At 64.3% G+C, this 20,319-nt stretch carries 18 protein-coding genes; 3 read left to right on the top strand and 15 right to left on the bottom strand.

Features of this window, described 5'->3' with window-relative positions:
- Complete coding sequence (locus tag IRL76_RS10855) at positions 1-1,188, bottom strand: phospholipase D-like domain-containing protein (RefSeq protein WP_200981355.1); 1,188 nt, start codon at positions 1,186-1,188, stop codon at positions 1-3.
- A 110-nt stretch (positions 1,189-1,298) separates the two neighbouring features.
- Between IRL76_RS10855 and rpoZ the strand changes: the two genes are divergently transcribed.
- Positions 1,299-1,643 carry a DNA-directed RNA polymerase subunit omega gene (gene rpoZ, locus IRL76_RS10860; protein WP_200981356.1) on the top strand — a complete coding sequence of 115 codons (345 nt, stop codon included), beginning with the start codon at positions 1,299-1,301 and terminating at the stop codon, positions 1,641-1,643.
- 68 nt (positions 1,644-1,711) lie between these two features.
- Here the strand turns inward: rpoZ and IRL76_RS10865 are convergent, their stop codons facing one another.
- Positions 1,712-2,503 carry a sterol desaturase family protein gene (locus IRL76_RS10865; protein WP_200981357.1) on the bottom strand — a complete coding sequence of 264 codons (792 nt, stop codon included), beginning with the start codon at positions 2,501-2,503 and terminating at the stop codon, positions 1,712-1,714.
- Between the two features lie 94 nt (positions 2,504-2,597).
- Here IRL76_RS10865 and IRL76_RS10870 point away from each other — a divergent pair, with 94 nt between their 5' ends.
- Positions 2,598-3,683, top strand: coding sequence for a DUF3667 domain-containing protein (locus IRL76_RS10870; RefSeq protein WP_200981358.1), 1,086 nt, complete (start codon positions 2,598-2,600; stop codon positions 3,681-3,683).
- A 58-nt stretch (positions 3,684-3,741) separates the two neighbouring features.
- Here the strand turns inward: IRL76_RS10870 and ftsH are convergent, their stop codons facing one another.
- The 13 genes from ftsH to IRL76_RS10935 all read right to left on the bottom strand — a co-directional run bounded on the left by ftsH (position 3,742) and on the right by IRL76_RS10935 (position 19,674).
- On the bottom strand, positions 3,742-5,694 hold the full coding sequence (gene ftsH, locus IRL76_RS10875) for an ATP-dependent zinc metalloprotease FtsH (RefSeq protein ID WP_200981359.1): 1,953 nt from the start codon (positions 5,692-5,694) through the stop codon (positions 3,742-3,744).
- A gap of 81 nt (positions 5,695-5,775) precedes the next feature.
- Complete coding sequence (locus IRL76_RS10880) at positions 5,776-6,747, bottom strand: HupE/UreJ family protein (protein ID WP_200981360.1); 972 nt, start codon at positions 6,745-6,747, stop codon at positions 5,776-5,778.
- A complete protein-coding gene (locus IRL76_RS10885; protein ID WP_200981361.1) occupies positions 6,747-7,532 on the bottom strand; it encodes a peptidyl-prolyl cis-trans isomerase in 786 nt (261 codons plus the stop codon). Before IRL76_RS10885 ends, IRL76_RS10880 begins: the two co-directional genes overlap by 1 nt.
- Positions 7,529-9,466 (bottom strand): DUF3604 domain-containing protein, encoded by a 1,938-nt coding sequence (locus IRL76_RS10890; protein ID WP_200981362.1) that lies wholly within the window; start codon positions 9,464-9,466, stop codon positions 7,529-7,531. The genes IRL76_RS10885 and IRL76_RS10890 overlap by 4 nt, the downstream gene beginning before the upstream one ends.
- A gap of 54 nt (positions 9,467-9,520) precedes the next feature.
- Positions 9,521-10,138 (bottom strand): exopolysaccharide biosynthesis protein, encoded by a 618-nt coding sequence (locus IRL76_RS10895; protein WP_246449705.1) that lies wholly within the window; start codon positions 10,136-10,138, stop codon positions 9,521-9,523.
- 52 nt (positions 10,139-10,190) lie between these two features.
- Complete coding sequence (locus IRL76_RS10900) at positions 10,191-10,640, bottom strand: MaoC family dehydratase (protein ID WP_200981363.1); 450 nt, start codon at positions 10,638-10,640, stop codon at positions 10,191-10,193.
- Positions 10,640-12,055 carry an aldehyde dehydrogenase family protein gene (locus tag IRL76_RS10905; RefSeq protein WP_200981364.1) on the bottom strand — a complete coding sequence of 472 codons (1,416 nt, stop codon included), beginning with the start codon at positions 12,053-12,055 and terminating at the stop codon, positions 10,640-10,642. The genes IRL76_RS10900 and IRL76_RS10905 overlap by 1 nt, the downstream gene beginning before the upstream one ends.
- A gap of 26 nt (positions 12,056-12,081) precedes the next feature.
- Positions 12,082-13,170 (bottom strand): CaiB/BaiF CoA transferase family protein, encoded by a 1,089-nt coding sequence (locus IRL76_RS10910; protein ID WP_200981365.1) that lies wholly within the window; start codon positions 13,168-13,170, stop codon positions 12,082-12,084.
- 78 nt (positions 13,171-13,248) lie between these two features.
- Complete coding sequence (locus IRL76_RS10915) at positions 13,249-14,118, bottom strand: HpcH/HpaI aldolase/citrate lyase family protein (protein WP_200981366.1); 870 nt, start codon at positions 14,116-14,118, stop codon at positions 13,249-13,251.
- Between the two features lie 71 nt (positions 14,119-14,189).
- Complete coding sequence (locus tag IRL76_RS10920) at positions 14,190-15,455, bottom strand: Xaa-Pro dipeptidase (RefSeq protein ID WP_200981367.1); 1,266 nt, start codon at positions 15,453-15,455, stop codon at positions 14,190-14,192.
- Positions 15,452-16,849, bottom strand: a complete 1,398-nt coding sequence (locus IRL76_RS10925) for a M20/M25/M40 family metallo-hydrolase (RefSeq protein WP_200981368.1) — start codon at positions 16,847-16,849, stop codon at positions 15,452-15,454. Before IRL76_RS10925 ends, IRL76_RS10920 begins: the two co-directional genes overlap by 4 nt.
- A gap of 54 nt (positions 16,850-16,903) precedes the next feature.
- Positions 16,904-18,511, bottom strand: a complete 1,608-nt coding sequence (locus IRL76_RS10930; protein WP_200981369.1) for a phytoene desaturase family protein — start codon at positions 18,509-18,511, stop codon at positions 16,904-16,906.
- Positions 18,508-19,674, bottom strand: coding sequence for an aromatic ring-hydroxylating oxygenase subunit alpha (locus tag IRL76_RS10935; protein WP_200981370.1), 1,167 nt, complete (start codon positions 19,672-19,674; stop codon positions 18,508-18,510). The genes IRL76_RS10930 and IRL76_RS10935 overlap by 4 nt, the downstream gene beginning before the upstream one ends.
- A 39-nt stretch (positions 19,675-19,713) precedes the next feature.
- On the opposite strand from IRL76_RS10935, the gene IRL76_RS10940 reads away from it, so the two are divergent.
- Positions 19,714-20,310, top strand: a complete 597-nt coding sequence (locus IRL76_RS10940) for a TetR/AcrR family transcriptional regulator (protein WP_200981371.1) — start codon at positions 19,714-19,716, stop codon at positions 20,308-20,310.
- The last annotated feature ends 9 nt before the right edge of the window (positions 20,311-20,319 follow it).

The raw sequence follows: 20,319 nt of genomic DNA on the forward strand, positions 1-20,319 counted from the left end.
TCAGATGCCCAGGTTCAGCCTGCGCGTCACCGTGTAGTCGATTACCGAGACCAGCACCCAGCCCATCCACCAGCGCACGCGGTTGAACACGGTGCGCCGCTGGCGATGCAGTTCAGGGGTGATCTCCTCCGACGCGGCAATCTGGCGTCCGATATATTCGCGCAGCGTGTCGGCGAGCACGCGGTCCTCGATCCGCAGCATGATCTCGAGGTTGAGATAAAGGCTGCGCATGTCGAAATTGGCGCTGCCCATGTAAACCGCGTCGTCGAGCACCAGCAGCTTCGTGTGCAGCTTGCACGGGCTGAACTCCCAGATCTTCGCCCCACGCTTGAGCAGGTAGGAGTAGAGCGAGCGCGTCGCTCCAAGCGTTGCGCCATTGTCGCTCTTGGCCGCCATCAGCAGGCGGGTATGGCCCTTGCGTGCCACCCGCGCGATGCGCCGAAGGAGTGTGTAGGGCGGCGAAAAGTAGGCCATGAAGATGTCGAGCTTCTCGCCATCGACGAGATCACGGGTGACGCTGCGTGCCCAACTCGACAGACCTCGTGTCGGTCCACCGACCAGCCAGCGCGCATGGCCTTCGGGCGCGGTCCACTCCCACTTGCCGACCGTTTCGCGAATGGCGCGGAAATGGGCATCCTTATCGTCGGTCCAGTCGGCGAGGCGCTCGAACCAGTCGGTAAGGCCTCCCACCGCATCGCCCTCGATCCCGATGGCGAGGTCGTTCCAGCCGTTCTCTTCCGGCGGGGCGAAATAGCTATCCTCGATGTTGAACCCGCCGAACAGCGCACGCTTGCCGTCGGCGATGACCATCTTCTGGTGGTTGCGGATGAGGTATCTCAGGCCGATCCGCGGCGAGAAGCAGAAGAACCGCCCGCCTGCATCGACCAGCGGCTGGAGGAAGGCGTCGGATGCGGAAGCCCCGAAACGGTCGATGATCAGCGTCACTGCGACGCCACGCCTCGCGGCTGCGGCCAGCGCATCACGCAGTTCCGCGCTCACCCGGTCCTCGGCGAAGATGTAGAAGCAGATGTCGAGCCGCTCCTTGGCTGAGGCGACGATTTCCATCAACGCTTCGCGCCGGTCCGCTCCTGCCGGATAGAAGGTGAGCGACTGGCCCTGCGCCTCGACCGCGAAGGGTGGCGGGTCGGCATAAGGTGCAGTTGCGGGCGTGGTCTCGCTCTCTCCCATCGGTGCGAGCATTAGCGCCCCCGCGCTGCGGCGCAAATCCTTGACTGTCCGGCCCACAAAACCTATGTCGCCGCCTTTCCCGGATTCTCTAGAATATATCGGAGTGCCCAATGGCGCGCGTTACCGTCGAAGATTGCGTAGACAAGGTCCCCAACCGTTTCGATCTCGTGCTGCTGGCTGCCCAGCGCGCGCGTGAGATTTCGGGCGGTGCGGAACTGACCGTCGATCGCGACCGCGACAAGAACCCGGTCGTCGCGCTGCGCGAAATCGCCGAGCAGACGATCAAGCCCAAGGATCTTCAGGAAGCCGCCGTCACCAACCTGCAGAAGATCCTGCCGGACGACGACGACGAGATGGATGAAGTCGGCTCGCTGAGCCAGTCGGCCGAAGCCCTGCGCATTACCGCATCGGCTCCGACCCGTTCGACCTCGATCGGCGGCGACTACGACGGCTGATCCGTTTGCCATCGGCAGATCAATGAAGACCCGCCCCTCACCGGGCGGGTTTTTCATTTCCGGCCAGGCTATTTTCGAAACGGAAGCAACAGGGTCCAGCCAAGCCTGTGCGGCCGCACGTCCTGGTATTCGTCCAGTCCGATGGTGATCGCATCCGGTCCTGAAGCAGCGCGGTCGGTATAGGTCCCGAAGAGGCGATCCCAGCCAGACAGCAGTGTTCCATAATTGCTGTCGGTCTCGCGCTGGAGCGCCGAATGGTGGATGCGGTGCATTCCGGGTGTGACGAGAACTGTCCGAGCCGAACCTTCCACTGCCTTGGGCAGTGCGAAGTTCGCATGGGTGAACAGCGTCGCGATGTTGAACACCGTCTCGAAGACGAAGACCCCCAGCGCCGGCAAACCCAGCGCAACGACAACGGCCATCTTGTAGAGCATCGACGCGACGATCTCCAATGGGTGGAATCGTGCCGCCGTGGTGACATCGAATTGCGGATCGGAATGGTGGACCTTGTGCAGCCGCCACAACAGCGGGACGCGATGGGTCGCTCGGTGCTGCCAGTAGAGCGCCATGTCCAGCGCGATGACGGCCATGGCGATACCGGCCCAATCCGGCAATCCAACAAGGTTCAGAAGACCCCAGCCCCGCTCCGCCGCAAGAGCAGCGGCGCCGACCATCAGGAGTGGTACCAGCAATCTGACTGCAATCGTGTCGATTGCGAACAAGGCAAGGTTGGTGACCCAGCGATGCCCGCGAACTGTCGGGCGCGCCGGCGAGACGAATTCGATCGCGGCGAAGATACCAAAAACACCCGCCATTGCGAGGAACGCGAGCAATTGGGCTGTGTCGTCCGGCGCGGCCATGACGCCTTGTCGCAAGCATGCGGAAGAACGGCAAGCTGGCGATTGCCTCCCAAATCGCGCATTCTATATGGCGGGGCCTCACACGGGGGACGCAATGAGCGATTTTGGCGAAGCACTGGGCACAGCGATTGAAGGCGGGCTGTTTTCGAAAGCAGTCTCGCGAAAGGAGGGCGGCTCTCCCGGCGAACCCGCGCTCGAGAAGGGCCATTTTGCCGAGGGCAGCTGCCTCAATTGCGGGACACAGCTAATCGGCGCGCATTGCCACGAATGCGGGCAGAAGGCCCATCTCCACCGAACCATGGGCGCCTTCATGCACGACCTGCTCCACGGCGCACTGCATTTCGAAGGCAAGACGTGGAAAACGCTGCCCATGCTCTTCTTCAAGCCGGGCGAACTGACCCGCCGCTATGTCGAGGGCGAAAGGGCGCGCTTCGTTTCACCGATGGCGTTGTTCCTCTTTTCGATCTTCCTTATGTTCGCCGTGTTCCAGGCAGTGGGCCTGTCTGCGCCGACCGAAATTCACACGTCGGATGCGCTGAAGGCCGATCTCGAACACGTCTATACCGAAGCGAAGACCAAGACCGTCGAGCAGCGGGAGCGGGTGGCCAAGATGGCTCCGGACAACGAACGTTATGCCGACGCCAAGGCCCGCCTCGACAAGTACGAGGAAGAGCTGGCCGATCTGGAGAAAGCCCGGTCGCTGGTAGTCGATACAAAGGTCGCGTCCGGGGTAAAGGTCAACGGTATCGGCGTGCCGTGGATCGATAAGGGGCTGGAGAAATGGAAATCAAACCCCGGCCTCATGCTCTACAAGCTGCAGAGCAACAGTTACAAATTCAGTTGGTTGCTGATCCCGCTGTCCATTCCCTTCATGTCACTGCTATTCCTGTGGCGCCGAAAGTACCGCGCCTATGACCACGCGATCTTTGTGACCTATTCGATCGCGTTCATGTCTTTGCTCTTCATCATTATCTCGGTCCTGGTGAAGATGGGAGCACCTGAATGGACCTGGGGCATACTCGTTGGCTTTGTGCCGCCGCTGCACATCTACAAGCAGTTGCGCGGAGCCTACGGCCTCTCCCGCTTCTCGGCGTTCTGGCGCCTGTGCGTACTGAGCATATTCGTGATGATCGTGCTTTCGCTGTTCCTGCAGCTACTGCTGGTCATCGGAGTATTCTGAGCGACAACGAAAAAGGGGCGCCCGCGAGGACGCCCCTTTCCATCGTTTGGGTACTGGATCAGGCCCCTTGGGGGGTGCCCTCGCCACCGAACTTGCGCCCGGCCTTGGGAACCGCGACTGCCGAGGCAGGCTTGACCGAAACCGGACCACGCGGGGCGTCGGGCCGGTCGATCTTGCCGTCCTTCATCAGCTGGTCGATTTCCTCGCCGGTCAGCGTTTCGTATTCGAGCAGCGCCTGGGCTAGCAGGTGGAGCTTGTCCTCCTGGCTCGACAGGATGTCCTGCGCGCGCTTCAATCCGCCTTCAACCAGGTCCTTGATCTCGGAATCGATCAGCTTGTTGGTGTCGGCACCGGCCATGGTCCGCTGGGTCGAACCCATGCCGAGGTAGCCTTCCTGGCTCGCCTCGTACTGGAGCGGGCCGAGCTTGTCGGACATGCCCCACTTGGTGACCATGTTGCGCGCCAGGTCGGTCGCGTACTGGATATCGCCCGACGCACCACTCGACACCTTGTCGTGCCCAAAGATGATTTCTTCGGCGACACGGCCACCCATCGCAACGGCCAGGTTCGCATGCATCTTATCACGGTGGTACGAGTAATTGTCGCGTTCCGGCAGACGCATGACCATGCCCAGCGCACGGCCGCGCGGAATGATGGTCGCCTTGTGGATGGGATCGGACGCGGGTTCGTTGATGCTGACGAGCGCGTGGCCGGCCTCGTGATAGGCGGTCATCTTCTTCTCGTCCTCGGTCATGACCATGGAGCGGCGCTCGGCGCCCATCATGACCTTGTCCTTGGCGTCCTCGAATTCCTGCATTGCGACGAGGCGCTTGTTGCGGCGCGCGGCCAACAGGGCAGCCTCGTTGACGAGGTTGGCAAGGTCGGCACCCGAGAAGCCCGGAGTGCCGCGCGCAATGGTACGCGGGTTCACGTCCGGCGCCAGCGGCACCTTCTTCATGTGCACGGCGAGGATCTTCTCGCGCCCGTCGATGTCGGGCACGGGGACCACGACCTGGCGATCGAAGCGGCCCGGACGCAGCAACGCGGGGTCGAGCACGTCGGGTCGGTTGGTCGCCGCGATGATGATGATGCCTTCGTTGGCCTCGAAACCGTCCATCTCGACCAGCAGCTGGTTCAGCGTCTGCTCGCGTTCGTCGTTCGAATTGCCGAGGCCGTGGCCACGGTGGCGGCCGACCGCGTCGATCTCGTCGATGAAGACGATGCAGGGCGCGTTCTTCTTGGCCTGTTCAAACATGTCGCGCACGCGGCTGGCGCCGACGCCGACGAACATTTCGACGAAGTCAGAACCCGAGATAGTGAAAAAGGGCACGCCGGCCTCGCCTGCAATCGCGCGGGCGAGCAGTGTCTTGCCGGTACCGGGCGAGCCGACCAGCAGCGCGCCCTTGGGAATCTGGCCGCCAAGCTTGGAGAAGCGATGCGGGTCCTTGAGGAACTCGACGATTTCCTCCAGCTCCTCGCGTGCTTCATCGATGCCCGCGACATCGTCGAAGGTCACCTTGCCCTGGCGTTCGGTAAGCAGCTTGGCCTTGGACTTGCCGAAGCCCATCGCGCCCCCAGCACCGCCGCCCTTCTGGACCTGGCGCAGGGCGAAGAAGGCAATGCCGAGGATCAGCAGGAACGGCAGCGTTTGGACGAGGATGTAGAGCAGCATGTTGCCCTCATCCGCATTCTTGCCCGAATAGCTGACGCCATTGTCTTCGAGCAGCTGCGGCAGCGACACGTCATTGGCTACCGGAACGGTCGAGAAAGCCTCGCCGCTCTTCAATTCGCCGACAATCTGCTTTTCGGAAATCTGGACCGACTTCACCGTTCCGGCGGCGACCTTGTCACGGAAATCGGAATAAAGGATCGGCGTGCCCGCAGACTGGCTGCCGCCAAAAACGGAGACGACCATCAGCAGGGCGAGGAAGATACCGCCCCAGATCATCAGGCTCTTCACCCATGGGTTGGGCCCATTGTTCTCGGGTCCGGGCTGGTTTTCGTCGCTCATGCGCACAAATCCTTTCGTGCCACCCAATGTAGGATAGCACCGGTGAATGGCAAGTTGACTGCGCCCGCGATATTTTCGCTCTCAGGCAGCGATACGTTCGATCAGCCAGAAGGCTCCGGTCACCCCTATCGCATAGGTTGCGATCCGCAGCATGGCTTGTTCGACAGTGGGAGCGAAGCGTTCGACGAGTGCCCTTAGGCCGAGGACGGCGGCTATGATGAGTAGCTGCCCCGTTTCGACGCCGAGATTGAAGCTCACCAATGCTGCCGGCACCTCCCCCTCGGGCAGGCCGATTTCGCGCAGGGCGCCAGCGAAACCGAAACCATGAAGCAGGCCGAAAACGAAGGCCACTACCCAGGGCAGTCGCCGTGCGAGCGTCTCGCGCTCCCCTTTCGCCAGTTCGACGGCAAGGAACACGATCGACAGGGCGATCAGCACCTCGACCGGGCGCTGCGGCAGGCCCGTCACGCCAAGGGTCACGGCGGCGAGGGTCAGCGAATGCGCCACGGTGAAAGCGGTGGCGGCCTTCACCACCGGCCACGGCCGTGCGACCAGCAGGACCAGCGCGATGACGAACAGCAGGTGATCCCACCCTTCGAGGATGTGGATCACCCCGATACGAAAATAGCTGCGCCACACCTGTGCGCTTTCCGGCTTCGCCGCGATCCGGGCAGTGGGCGCTTCGGTGGTGAGCCTGTAGACCTGAACCGGACGGCCCGCTGGCGCGATCCGCACGATCGCATCTGCGTTGCCGGCAAGCGCAGGCCAGCCGATCTCGCCACCCTCGACGTGCCCGGCACAAGCGACGTTCGCCCGACCGACCAGCGCGAGCGCCGCCAGGTCGCGGGCGGGTTGCCCTACCATGCGGCACCCTCGGGGAAGCGTCGGCACCAGAAGCTCGTCGTCGGCTGGGCTGGAGAGCGGCTGCTTCCAGCTCAGGCGCCACTGCTGACCGACAGACTGCTCGAACTGGATCGACACCGGGCGCAACTCGTCCGCCGCGGCAGGACCTGCGAAGAGAAGCAGGACAAGCAGCGCCGCCAGCCAACGCATCAGTCGACCCTTACGCGGTAGGCATCGCGGAGCACGCGATAGGCCCGTTCGCGCCGCTCCGCGATGGTCGCGTTGCGCCAGTCTGCCTCGACCCTGTCCCTGACCTCCGCGAGCGGCGGCACCTTGCCGGTTTCACGCGCGAGCAGGCGGACGAGATGCCAGCCGAATCCCGAAGGGATAGGCCCCTGCCACGTCTCCCCCGGCGAAAGCTGCGCGAGTGCCTCGGCGAACTGCTGGCCGAAGATGTCGCGAACTTCGCGTCTGTCCTTGGCATCGACGCTCGCCGGAAGGCTAATCGGGAAGCCGCGCGGGTTAGCTTGGGCTTTGGCATTACCGGCTGCTTCCTCGCTGGCGAAATACAGCTGGTCGAAACTTACCGTGCCATTGTCGACGAAGCGCTGCGGGTGATCCGCCAGCCACTTCTCCAGCGTCTTGTCACTCACGCTCTCGGTTTCGGCGCTGGCAGAGGCAAGCTCGTCCATCTTGGTCGAGAGGCGGCGCCGAACCACAGCGTCGTCGCGGTCGAGACCGAGCCGTAGAGCCTCGCGGTAGAGAACTTCCTCACGCACCCAGCGATCGATCAGCCCGTCCATTTCGGCATCGGTCGGAGAGCGCCCGACGGTGCGCTCGAAGCCAAGGGCGATCCCCGCCCGCTCGTCATCGCTTAGCGAAATGGTGCGGGAGGCAGGGTCGACCGGGTTACCGAACCACACAAGGCCGATGTAGATGGCCGCGCCCGCCAGCAGGAAATGAACCAGCGGTTCGCGCAGCAGCCTTCGTATCACGTACCCTCCATGATCGGCGGGGCGTCACCGACCTGCTTCGGCGTTGCAGGGCGCAACCAGACGGGCGAACTGTAGGCACGTTCCTGCGCGACTGCCGACGCCATCGCGTCCTTCGACAGCTTAATGCCAAAGCGCTTGGCATCGAACAGGATCCAGCGCGGCGTCGGGATTTCGAGGACGCGAACGTAGTAGAATGCCCTCTGCCCCGCGCGATAGTCCGGGTCGGTCCAGGTCGCACGCAGTTCGGCAGCACCGATCGCGTTCTGGTAGCTCGCCTCAGCGCGATTGACCGTGTCGCCAACCAGCGGGATCTTGCCACCGACCCTGGCGCGCTTGCCGTCCATGTCCGACCAGGCGACGTCGTAGATCTTCTCCTGCGCCTTTCCCGAAGCGTCGACCCAGCCTTTTATCACCTGCACGCGATCGAGGTTGGCCCCGTCGGGGTCCTTGAGGGCCGAGATCAGGAAAACCGGCGGCTTGCCGCTGTCGGCCAGTTCGCCGCCCATCGGCACGCCGCGCTTGTATCCTGCACGGACCCAGTCGCCGCCCCAGTCCTGCGCGGTGAAGTCGAACCCGGCGAACAGGCGCAGGACCATGCGCGGTCCGGTCGTGGCATAGGTCTCCCTCCGCTTGAACGCATCGAAGATCTCGGCACGCGTGTTCCCCCGCGCCCAGGCGGCGGCATAACCACCCGCGAGGTAGTTCCAGCCGAAGCGCCCAACGCGCGTACCCAGGTTCTGCGGTTCCATGGCGCGGCCCGGCCGCGGCTCGTTGCCGGTATGTTTGCCGAAGAAATTGTCCTCGTCGCCGGTCGACAGCGCAGTGTGGCTATCAGTCGAACCGATCAGGCCGAAGGCATAGGGATTGACCCCCAGTTGCGCCTCCAGCGTCAGGCCGCGCAGGAGCGCCGATCGCACATAGGACCCGGCAAACATGTCGGGCGTCGTCTTGTGCGTGAGCGGCAGGTTGCCGAGGTCCCAGCCGGTCACCCCGAAACCGGCGAACTCGTCGTTGGGCGAAAGGAAGGGATGGGTCTCGCTGTCGCCCTTGATCTGCGTCGCCTCGACGACAGGCTCATGCGCCGAACGGCGGCGCGCATACTCGGCCGTCATCGGTCCGCCGTCGGGCCCGACCAGTTCGAACATCATGCCGTTGGACAGGTTGGAATTGTGGGGGATCGCGAGGATCTGGCCCCCGGTGTCCTTCTCGTAGGCGTCCATGTAGTCCCACAGCTGCTCGACTTTCATGTCGAGGCCCGGGAACGGCACCACCTGCCCTGTCTTTGCCGCGCCGTCCCTGAACATGACCACCCGGTGGAGGTTGTTGCCGTCGGGCATCAGGCTCCATTCGAACCCGGCGAAGGAGGTGAACTTGCCCGGCTGGTTGTAGCGGTCGAGCAGGGCGACATGGCGCGTCCAGAGATTTCGCGTTGCCTTGGCGGTCCTTTCCGGGTCGCGCATGGCAGAGGGGATTTCGTTATTGGCGGCCGCGGTTATCAACTGAGCCACGGCCCTTTGCGACTGCTCGGGGCTCTCGTGCATCATGTCGTACCAGCGGCGCAGGACCGGATCGCGCACGAGCATGCGCGGGGAATCGTACAGGCGCCTGGTTGCACCCATCGCGTCCGAGTGGTCCGAGATGACGAGGAAATCGAGTGGCCGCGCGAGTTGCGCCTTCATTCCGGTAGTCGCCGTGACCTCTTCACCGCGGGCGAATTTCAACGCGTCTTCGGGCCCCAGGCGAACGCCGAACCCGAAGGCATCGACCGAAATGTCGGTGTGGAGGTGAGTGTCGCCCCAATAGGGTCGGTCCGGAAACTCCGCCAGCTTGATCGTGTCGGTTCCATCGCCGCTCTGCGTTTCATCGACGCCACCCGGACCCATATTGCAGCCCGCGAGCGTCAAAGACGCCGCAGCCAACCACCATGCCTTCATTCCAGCTCTCCCCTGCCCTCTCGGACGGGAATGTGCGCGCAGGCCTGTGGCGCGTCAACCGGTCAGCTTCTCCGCGGCATCGAAGGTGACGAACATCCAGCCGCCGACGGCGCTGGCAAAGAGGGTGAAGATCAGCGAAGCGAGCAACAAGGCGCCGTCACGCACGGTCAGGGCGAGGCCGAGGACCGCATTGGCCAGCATCGGGATCGAACTGGCGAAGGGCAGGAACTCGAGCGGCGGGACGGTGCAGCACAGGAGCAGGACGACGACCGCGACCAGCTTGGGCGCCAGGCCTTCCGTTAGCGCTTCCAGCCTGCCTTCGCTGTGGCGGTCGAGAAAGTCCGCGAACCCGCGCATCTTGCCCACCGCCTTGTGCAACTGTTTGCCCGAAACCGAGCGCTGCTGGATGAAATCGGGCATCCAGACGTGTTCGCGTCCCATCAGTAGCTGGAGCGCAGTTAGCGCGATAACCAGCGCCAGGAACGTCGGCACCCCCGGAATGCCACCGATGGGCGTCATTTCCATCAGTGCGGGGAGCATGATGAAGGGGCCGAAGCTGCGCTCGCCGAAGTCGTCGAGGACATCGCCAATACACACCTCTTCACGCGTCGCGGCGAGCTCGTCGAGTTCGCCGAGGACTTCGGTCACGCTTTCATGGGCATGTTGCGACAAGATGGTGCTCCTCGCGTGAGCCAACGCGCGAAGAGCCCTTACGGCTCCCCGATCAGTTCCTCTTGTTCAGCAAAGCTGCGCGTTCGCATCGGCAGACAACCTCGCCGCGCTGGTTGATCGCCTCATGGAGGAAGGTGACGATCCCGGCACCGGGCCGCGATTTGCTTTCCTTGAGCCCGATAACTTCGCTGGTCGCATGCAGCGTGTCACCGATGAACACCGGCTTGGGCATGACGAGCTTGTCATATCCGAGGTTCGCCACCAGCGTGCCGAGCGTGGTGTCGCCGACCGAAAGCCCCACCATCAGCGAGAAGGTGAAGGTGCCGTTGACCAGAATCTGGCCAAACTCGCTCGCCCGCGCCGCTTCCACGTCGAGGTGAAGCGGCTGCGGGTTGTGCGTCATGGTCGTGAACAGCAGGTTGTCGGTCTCGGTGACCGTGCGGCGAATCTCATGCGTAATCCGGTCGCCAACCTGCCATTCGTCGAAAAAGCGTCCTGCCATCAGGCAACCATGACCGACTTGACCTCGAGGAACTCGTGGAAGCCGAAGACGCCCCATTCGCGGCCGTTGCCCGACTTCTTGTAGCCCCCGAAGGAGGCGTTCATGTCGTAGCCGCCGTTGATCGCCACGCGTCCGGCACGGATGCGCTTGGCCAGTTCCTTGGCCTGCTCCGTATCCTCGCCCATGATGTGCGCGGCGAGGCCGTATTCGGTGTCGTTGCCGATGCGCACCGCATCATCGAGATCTTCGTAGCCGAGGATGCACAGCACCGGGCCGAAGATTTCCTCGCGCGCGATGGTCATGTCGTTGGTGACGTCGGCGAAGACGGTCGGCTTGACGTAGTGTCCGGTCTCCAGGCCTTCCGGCTTGCCCGGACCACCGGCGACCAGCGTTGCGCCTTCCTCGATACCCTTCTCGATCAGGCCCTGGATCTTGTCCCACTGCGCCTTGGAGACGACGGGACCGATAGTGGCATTGCCCTTGGGATCGCCGGGGATGACGCTCTCGGCGGCTTCCTTCGCAGCGACCTTGGCCTCTTCCATGCGCGCCTTGGGCACGAACATGCGGCTGGGCGCGGTGCAGGTCTGGCCCGAATTGCCCATCATGCCCGTAGTGCCCTTGGCAACCGAGCGGGCGAAGCTGGCATCGTCGAGGATGATGTTGGGGCTCTTGCCGCCCAGTTCCTGCGCCACGCGCTTGACCGTGCTGGCGGCATTGGCGGCGATGGCGATGCCGGCGCGGGTCGAACCGGTGAAGGAAATCATGTCGATGTCCTCATGGCCTGACATGGCGGTGCCGACGCCCGGGCCGTCACCGTTGATCATGTTGTAGACACCGGCCGGGGTGCCGGCGGCATGCATGATCTCGGTAAAGATCGCGGCGTCGAAGGGCGCGATTTCGGACGGCTTGAGGATCATCGTGTTTCCGGTCGCCAGCGCGGGGAAGACCTTGCAGGCGATCTGGTTCAATGGCCAGTTCCACGGGGTGATCATGCCGACCACACCGATCGGTTCGTAGAGATGCGTGGTGTTGCCGTTGGTCTTCTCGAACTCGAAGTTCTCGAGAATACCGATGGCGGTCATCAGGTGGCCCGAGAGCAGGCCGGTGTGCGGACCGCTGGCAAGGCTCATGGGCGCACCCATCTCGTCACTGACGGCGCGGGCGAGGTCTTCCTTGCGCTTGTCGATCTCCGCGAGGATCGAGCGCATCAGGTCGAGCCGTTCGGCGCGCGAGGAGAACTGCCAGCTTTCGAAGGCGCGGCGCGCTGCGGCAACGGCCTTGTCGACATCGGCCTTGGTGCCGAGCGAGATGTGACCGATCGTCTCTTCGGTGGCGGGGTTCTCGACCGGCACGGTGTTCGGCGTAACCGGGTCGACCCACTGGCCGTCGATGTAGAACTGGGTATACTCGTACATGGGGGGACTCTCCTTCGGGATGCGCTCTAGCCGTCTCGGCTCCAGCGCTCAACGACTGCTTCACCATCCTGCGCGCTGTCGCGGATCGTGTTCGGGGTACGGTCGAACCGGGGGGCCGGCGCGGTGTGCCAGCGACCGCCGTGTTCGACGAATGCGCCGCGCGCCTTCATGTGGGGATGGTCCTTCGCCTCGTCTAGCGGCACGACCGGCGCAAAGCATGCATCGGTGCCTTCGAGGAGCTCGCACCACTCGGCCTGGGTTTTGGTCGCAAACATGGCTGCGAGATCGTCGGCATAATCGTCCCAGTTGGCCGGGTTCATCTGTCCTTCGCGCAGCTTTTCGGGAGCATCCGCGCGCTGGAGCAGCTCGGCATAGAACTGCGGCTCGATCGCGCCGACGCTGATCTCCTTGCCGTCCTTGCAGGTGTAGCAACGGTAGAAATGCGCCGCGCCGCCGAGCAGGCCCGCACCGCGCGTGGTGGTGCGCAGCGCGCTGTGCGGCTGGCCGTAGAAGAAGCTCATCAGGCTGGTCACGCCATCGACGATCGCCGCGTCGACGACCTGCCCCTTGCCGCTGCGCTCGCGCTCCCACAGCGCGGCGAGGATGCCGAGCGCGCAGTACATCGAGCCGCCGCCGAAATCGCCAACCAGGTTCTGCGGCGGGATCGGCAAATCATTGCGCTTGCCGATGGCATCGAGCGCGCCGGTAATGGCGATGTAATTGAGGTCATGGCCAGCAGCCATGGCGAGCGGACCGTCCTGGCCCCAGCCGGTCATGCGGGCGTAGACGAGGCGCGGATTGGCCGCGAGCATCTCTTCCGGCCCAAGGCCCAGACGTTCCATCACGCCGGGGCGGAAACCCTCGATCAGCACGTCGGCCCTGGCCAGCGCAGACTTGACGAAGGCACGACCGTTATCGCTCTTGAGATCGACCGCGGCGCGATGGCGGGCGCGTTCGACCACGGTGTTCATCGGGACATGGCCCTCACGCTCGATCCGGACCACTTCCGCGCCCATGTCGGCGAGCAGCATCGCGACGTGCGGCCCTGGCCCGATGCCCTGGAATTCGACCACCTTGAGGCCGGTCAGCGGACCCTTGCTTGCGGAATCGGTCATGCGTTCGTCTCTCCCAAAATTTGCGACCTGCATGCCAAGCCGCGCGATGGGTTGCAAACGAGAACGCGTTTCGCGGGATCAATCCCAGTCGATTTGCGAGAGCAGCTGGCGCGCGCGGGAAAGGTGCGGCCGATCGAGCATGCCGCCCTTCCAGCCGATCGTGCCGGCACCGGGATTGGCCTCGAATAGGCCGACGATCTCGCGTGCTTCGGCGATTTCCTCGTCCCCCGGGGTGAAGGCCTCGTTGATCACCTCGACCTGCGCCGGGTGGATGGCGAGCATGCCGCGGAAGCCCGCGCGACGCACGTTTTCCGCGCGCGTCTTGAGGCCCTCGGTGTCGCGGAAATCGCTCTGGATCGTCTCGATGGCGGGGACACCTGCAGTCGCTGCGCCGAGCAGGCACATGCTGCGCGCAAGCTCGTAGGTGAAGGTGAAGCTGCCGTCGGGATTGCGGTTGGTGCTCGCCCCGATCGAATCCGCCAGGTCCTCCGCCCCCCAGGTCAGCGCGACAAGCCGCGGTGCGCCCTTGAAGTCGCCGGCATGGAACATGCATTCGGCAACCTCGGTCAAGAGCACGATGACCAGTGTCGAACCGTTTTCGATGCCATTCGCGACTTCAAGCGCGGACAGGTACTTGTCGAGCGCCTCCACATCCTGCCGGCCATAGGCCTTGGGCAGCATGATGCCACCCGGTTTGCCGGGCATAATTGCGGCCAGATCATCGAGAGTATGCGGTCCGTCGAGCGGGTTCACGCGCACGAATATCTGTTCGCGGGCGTCCGGGTTGGCTTCAAGGAAGTCACGGACCATGCGGCGGGCCTGGGGCTTGTTCTCGATGGCGACGGCATCCTCGAGATCGAAGATCACGACATCCGCCGCGCCCTCGACCGCCTTCTCCATCTTCCGCTCGCTGTCGCCCGGGGCGAACAGCCATGACCGCATCTTCATCGGCGATACCTCTCTAGCTCTCGCGCCATGCCTCACAGCTTTTGCGCAGCGATTGCAAGGCCGAGCGATGGCTACTTCACCAGCGCGCCTCCCTTCATGACATGCGCAACCGTCTCCAGCGTGCGCACATCGGCGAGCGGGTCACCGGCAACGGCGATCATGTCCGCGAACTTGCCGGCAGCAATTGAGCCGAGTTCGTCCTGCTTCCCGACCACTGTCGCCGCGCTCAGCGTGGCAGCGCGGATGGCCTGCGCGGGCGTCATCCCGTTGGCGACCATGTAAGCGAACTGGCGCGCGTTGATGCCGTGCGGATAGACCCCGCTATCGCTGCCGAAGGCGAGCAGTACGCCCATGGCCACGGCGCGGCGGAAATTGTCGCGCTGGATCTGCGTCGTCTCGCGGTTCTTGCGCAGATATTCTTCGGGCCAGCCCTCCTTGGTGCCGATGTCGTCGATGTAGTCGCCGTTAAAGACGTCCATGACCAGCCAGACACCTTGCGCCTTCGCCGTCCGGAGCCCTTCCTCGTCGATGAGACTGGCGTGTTCGATACTGCGGACCCCGGCACGGATGGCGTTCTTGATGCCCTCGGCGCCATGGGCATGCGCGGTGGCATAGGTCCCGTGCGCCTTGGCGACAGCGATCGCGGCGCGCATTTCGTCCTCGGTCACTTCCGGCTCGCCCGGCTCGGTGCCGATCGCCAGCACCGCGCCGGTGGCGATTATCTTGAGGAAGTCGGCTCCGTGGCCGAGCAGGTATTCGGCCTTCTGGGCGGCTTCCTCGGGACTGGTGAGCACGCCAAGGCGCATATCCGCAGGCAGTTGGTCGTTGGGCACAACGCCGTTGAGCTCGCCCCCGCCGCCCGGATGGGTCAGATAGGCCCCCGCAACGAACATGCGCGGCCCGGGGACGAGACCGCGATTGATCGCATCGCGCAATGCCACGTCGGTCAGCCCGCGATAGGTTCCGACATCGCGAACGGTGGTGAAGCCGGCCTCGAGCGTCACCTTGGCATTGTGCGCTCCGATCAGCGCGGTCAGCTGCGGCGAGGTCCTGAGCGGCAATGCGACGTCCGCATCCTGCCCCGCATCGGCGAGATGGGTGTGGAGGTCGATCAGGCCCGGCAGGACGGTATAGCCCGACCAGTCGACGCGCTCGGCACCTTCGGGCGTAGCTGCGCAGGGTTCGACCCGCGCTATCCGCTCGCCCTCGACCAGAATGCACTGGCCGCTCGCCTCGGTCCCGGTTCCGACGTCGAGGAGCTTGCCTGCCTCGACATAGAGGCTGCCCGCCGAAGCGGGCGTCGCAATCAGCGCTGCAGCGAGTGCGAGTGCCTTCACTTGCTCGCCAGCTCGGTCAGCAGCACGTGGTAATAGTCGATGCTCTTGCCGATATTGCCGATCGGCGTGCGCTCGTTGAGGCCGTGCGAGTAGTCATCGCTGTCCTTGGTGAAGGTGCCGCTGGCGCCGTAGCTCGGCACGCCAAGGGCGCGGTACCACATCGAATCCGATGCGCCCGATGCCTGCGAAGCGATAATCGGGACATTGCCGAAGGCCGAATGGACCGCCTTGGTCGCAGCATCGACAAATGCCTTGTCGTAGGGCGAGGCGTCGGCCTCGACGACATATTCGGGATTGATTTCCTCGATCGTCATCGCCGGCTCGCCGGCCACCTTCTTCAGCTCCTCGATGATCGAGGCCTTGGAATGGCCGGGAAAAATGCGGCAGTTGACGTATCCGGTGGCGCGCTGCGGCAGGGCATTGAGTGCATGTCCGCCCTCCACCATCGTCGGCACGCAGGTGGTGCCAATCTTGCCGATGTAGGAAGGATTGCCGCGCAGTACCGCCACCGCCCCCTTGTCGTTCGGGTCCTTGGCGAAGGCACGCATCGCGGCGGCGAGCAGCGGATCGCCTTCGAACTGCGCGGCCTTGGTGAAGTAGTCGCGGGTGATGTCGTTCACTTCCGGCGTGAAGCGATAGGCCCCGATCTTCGCAAGCGCCGCACCCAGTTGCGCGATGGCGTTCTCGTCACGCGGGGTCGAGCTATGACCGCCGGGATTGGTGATCTCGAGCTTGAAGTCGCCATAGGTCTTTTCCGCCCCCTGCCAACTCCAGTAAGCGGGTTTGCCGGTCGCCTCGTCGAGCGAGCCCGAAGCGCCGTCGACATTGAGCACCAGCTTGGCGTTCCTGAGCTTCTCGGCGATCATCTTGGAGGTGATCATCGTGGTTTCTTCATCGCCCGAATAGGCGATGACGATGCTGCGCTTCGGCTTGAAACCCTGCTGGCGCAGCGTGATCGCCGCGACCATCGCCTGCACCGCATCGAACTTGGTGTCGCTCGCCCCGCGGCCATAGAGCATCCCGTTCTCGACCACCGCGGTGAAGGGATCGCGCTCCCAGTCCTCGGGCTTGGCCTCGACCACGTCCATGTGCGCCGAGAGCACGATCGGGCCGAGCGTCGGATCGCTGCCGGGCCAGGTGGCGATCAGGTAGGCGGTGTCGTCGACCGGCACGATCTCGATGTCGTTCGCGGCCCAGCCAGCCTTGAGCAGAGTGTCGCGGAACAGTTCGGCGACCTTGCCGGTCTGGTTGCCCTCTCCGCGCACCGAGCGCATCCCGATTGCCTGCTTCGACAGGTCGATGACCTGCTGGACTGCTGCCGGGGTGCTCTTGGCAGAAGCGGGGGTGGTGGCGGCAAGCGCGAGCAGGCTCGCGGCGATCAGACTGGCACGCATTTCAAGTGATTCCTCTCGTATTTCGGGACAGGCCTAGCACCGCCGCCGGACGCGTCAAACCGCGGAGAAGCGCCGCCAGTTGCCGCGATCGAAGATGACCTCGCGCGCGCAATTGTGGCCTGGCGCACCGGTGACGCCGCCGCCCGGATGGGTCCCCGCGCCGCACATGTAGAGGCCCTTTACCGGTCCGCGATAGGCGCCGTTGCCGAGCACCGGACGCGCCGACCACAGCTGGTCGAGGCTCATGTGTCCGTGCATGATATCGCCGCCGACGAGGCCGAACTTCTTGTAGAGCCCTTTGGGGCTGAGCACCTGCCGACCGAGAATCGAGGCGCGGAAGCCGGGCGCCTGCGCCTCCACCGTGTCGATGATAGTGTCGGCCGCTGCGTCTTCCTCGTCGTCCCAGTCGCGACCGTCTGGAAGCTCGGGAGCGAACTGCTGGCAGAACAGGCTGGCGACGTGCTGGCCGGGAGGGGCGAGGCTGTCGTCCACCGTGCTCGGGATCAGCATCTCGACGATCGGCTTTTTCGACCAGCCATGCGCTTTCGCATCGAGGAAGGCCTTGTCCATGTAGTCTAGCGTCGGGGCGAGGATGATGCCCGACTGGTGATGTTCGCCCGGCTCGGGGAGACAGGTGAACTTCGGCAGTTCGGTCAGGGCGACGTTCATGCGGAAGGTGCCGCCGCCAGCCTTGAAGCCCTTCATCCGACGACGGAAATCCTCGGGCTGGTGGCTCGCATCGAGCATCTTTCCGTAGAGCAGCTTCGGCCCGACATTGGCAATAACGCGCTTCGCCGCGATCTCCTCACCGCTTTCGAGGCGGACGCCGGCAACCGCATCGCCATCGACCAGCACCTGGTCAACCGGCGCTTCGAGGCTGATCTCCACCCCGCACTGGCGGCAGACATCGGCCATGATCTGCGTGATCGTGCCCATGCCACCGACCGAGTGGCCCCAGGCGCCCTTCTTGCCGTTCACCTCGCCAAAGACGTGGTGCAGAAGGACGTATGCGCTGCCCGGGGTGTCGGGACTGGCGTAATTGCCGACCACGGCGTCAAATCCGAAAGCGGCCTTGACCGCCTCGCTCTCGAACCACTGGCCCAGGAAGCTGGTCGCCGACTTGGTGAAGAGGTCGAGAATGTCGCGCTTGGCCGCAAGGTCGAGACGTGACATTCCCCAGCCCTGCGTCGCACCCGCGATGAGCGTGCGCAGCCCTTCGCCGACATTGGGCGGGCTCTTGAGCGCGAGGTCGCGCAGCACTTCGGCGACGCCTTCGAGTGCATCGTAATAGGCGGGCAGCGCCTCGGCGTCGGCATTCGAGAACTTGCGAAACTCGGCCTGCGTCCGCTCAAGCCCGCCGCCGAGCTTGAGGTAGCCGCCGTCTACCTGCGGCAGGAAGTTGGAGATCGGGCGTTCGATCACGCGATAGCCATGGTCGTGCAGGCGCATGTCACGAATGACCTTGGGCTGCAGCAGGCTGACCGTGTAGCTCGCCACCGAATTGCGGAAACCTGGGTGGAATTCCTCGGTTACCGCCGCGCCGCCGACGACATCGCGCCGCTCGACGATGCGGACCTTGAGCCCTGCCTGGGCGAGGTAAAAGGCGCAGACGAGCCCGTTGTGGCCCGCGCCGATGATCACGGCGTCGTATTGCTTGGTCATTTGTGGCTCCAGCCGGCAGGGGGTTGGCGTTCGAGGCGTGCCTCGGGAATGGTGTCGCGCATGCGCTTGCAGAAATGCTTGAGGCAGACTTCCTTGTCGCTCAGCGGCCCCATCGAGAAGCTGCGCGAGGCCATGCCTTCCTGCACGCGCGTGATCAGCATGGTGTCCTCGGCATTGACCTGCCGGTTGATCCGCCAGTTGAGGTATCGCGCGGCGCGCATCTCTCGCCTGTCATCCGGCAGGACATAGCTGATCTCGCGGATCAGGCAGGTGGTCGGGCCGGTCGGCAGCCACTGCATGAAGTCGACCTGGTCGGGGTAGATGTCGAAGGCGACGTTCGGCCACAGCTTGAAGTAGAGCCAGTGGCGCTGGCTCGCCTCGGGCAGGTGTGGCACCGGCGGCAGCAGCTTCTGGTACATGCGCTCGGACCAGTTGGCGCTCTCGCGGTCCTGCATATCACCCCACATCCGGTCGACGTTGGCCTCGGCTTCCACGCCGTAGCTCTTGCCGAAAAGGCGGGTGAGGCCGGGGTGCGCGACGGGGATGTGGAGCCCGTCCGAGTAGTTGTCGCCGACGTTCTTCCAGTTCACCTCGCGCGGGCGCAGGGTCACACGACCCAGCGCGCCGAGTTCCTCGAAACGATAGGGTTGGACCATGGCTTCATAGGGCGCCATCATCTGCGCCACACCCGGCCCGCCATCGTCCTCCAGCCGGACGAAGATAAAGCCGCGCCAGATTTCGAGTTCGACCGGCACCAGTCCCGCGCGGTCGCGGTCGAGCGTGGGATAGCTCGCGCTGTCGGGCACGCCCGTCAGGCGTCCATCGAGGTCGTAGGTCCACGCGTGATAGGGGCACACCAGCTTCTTCGCGCAACCGACCGCACCATCGACCAGCCGCGAGCCGCGATGGCGGCAGACATTGGTGAAGGCGCGCAGCACGTCGTCCTTGCCGCGCACGACGATGACGCTTTCGCCGCAATAGTCGAGCGTGTGCCAATCGCCATGGCCGGGAATGTCGCTGACATGGCAGACGATCTGCCAGCTGGGGCGGAAGATGCGGTCGAGCTCGAGGCGATGGAATTCTTCATCGTGGTACGTCCACGCAGGCAGGCTCCACCCTTCGAGGGGGTCTGGTTGATGAAGTACATCCGCTAGCGTTGCCATTGCGCGCTCCTTGCTATACACTCGTATAACAAGCTGTATATGAGCGCACAACCCGCCTTTACCCGCGCCGATCCCGACGAGCGCAGACAGAGCCTTATCGAAGCGACCGCTCGCGTCTTGGCGGACAAGGGAGCAGCAGGAGTTTCGGTCCGCGCGATCTGCGCAGAGGCAGGCGTCTCCCCAGGCCTTTTGCGGCATTACTTTTCCGGCGTGTCCGAAGCGATTGCCGAAACCTATCGCTGGATGGGCGCCCGGATCGCGCAGGCGCTCGATGCAGCGGTGGCCGATGCCGGTCCCGATCCGCGCGCCCGCGTGCTCGCCTATCTCACCGCCAGCTTCAGGCCGCCCATCGCGTCGCCCGACCTCCTCGCCAGCTATGTCGCGTTGTGGAGCCTCACCCGCAGCGACTCCTCGGTCGCGGGGGTCAGGGCGGAGGTCTATCGCGATTACCGTGCCGACCTTGAGAAACTGCTGGTCGAATGGCGGCCCGACCTCGCCGATCCGGCACTCGCGGCGATAGCCCTCACCGCACTCATCGACGGCCTGTGGCTCGAACTCTCGCTCGGCGACGCACCTTTTGCGCCAGAGCAGGCAAGTGAACTGGCCGAGGCCTGGCTCGATCGTCTCGCGGGCTGAAACGAAAAA

This window comes from Qipengyuania soli (assembly GCF_015529805.1).
Lineage (GTDB): Bacteria > Pseudomonadota > Alphaproteobacteria > Sphingomonadales > Sphingomonadaceae > Qipengyuania > Qipengyuania soli.